The following is a 1,021-nucleotide window of genomic DNA, read 5'->3' as shown; positions in this document are numbered from 1 at the left end:
TCCATAACAGTAAGGGTGGTATTTCAAGGATGGCTCCACAATGGCTGGCGCCACTGCTTCAAAGCCTACCACCTATCCTACACATGCTGTTACGAATGCCAATGCAAAGCTATAGTAAAGGTGCACGGGGTCTTTCCGTCTAACCGCAGGAACCCCGCATCTTCACGGGGAATTCAATTTCACTGAGTCTATGCTGGAGACAGCGGGGAAGTCGTTACGCCATTCGTGCAGGTCGGAACTTACCCGACAAGGAATTTCGCTACCTTAGGACCGTTATAGTTACGGCCGCCGTTTACTGGGGCTTCAATTCAATGCTTGCACATCTCCTCTTAACCTTCCAGCACCGGGCAGGCGTCAGACCCTATACGTCGCCTTGCGGCTTCGCAGAGCCCTGTGTTTTTGATAAACAGTCGCTACCCCCTGGTCTGTGCCACCTCACACCGGTTGCCCGATGCAAGGTCATGCTTATCCCGAAGTTACGCATGCAATTTGCCGAGTTCCTTCAGCATAGTTCTCTCAAGCGCCTTGGTATTCTCTACCAGTCCACCAGTGTCGGTTTCGGGTACGGTCTATAAGGAGGGGCTCTTTCCTGGAACCGCTTCACTGCAAGGATCAATCCAATAAGACCTTACAATTTACGCGATCCGTCACTTCCCTCCAGGCCCACGATTATTAACGTGGTTCCCATCGTCTACGCATGTCTGCCTCGACTTAGGGGCCGGCTAACCCTGCTCAGATTAACTTTAAGCAGGAACCCTTGGACTTTCGGCGGGGGTGTCTCTCACACCCCTTACGTTACTCATGTCAGCATTCGCACTTCTGATACCTCCACACCTCCTCACGGATGATGCTTCATCAGCTTACAGAACGCTCCGCTACCGCTTGACCCTTGCGGATCAAACCCAAAGCTTCGGTGTATGGCTTTAGCCCCGGTACATTTTCGGCGCAAAAACCCTTGACTAGACCAGTGAGCTGTTACGCTTTCTTTAAATGATGGCTGCTTCTAAGCCAACATCCTGGT

Annotated in this window: 1 rRNA gene; it reads right to left on the bottom strand. The window is 51.9% G+C overall.

Annotation, left to right across the window (positions count from 1 at the left end):
• A 23S ribosomal RNA gene (locus IE151_RS17570) occupies window positions 1-1,021 on the bottom strand; the annotation flags it as partial.

The sequence above is a fragment of the Limoniibacter endophyticus genome (assembly GCF_014652835.1).
GTDB lineage: Bacteria > Pseudomonadota > Alphaproteobacteria > Rhizobiales > Rhizobiaceae > Limoniibacter > Limoniibacter endophyticus.
This window is presented reverse-complemented; position numbering and strand designations above follow the sequence as displayed.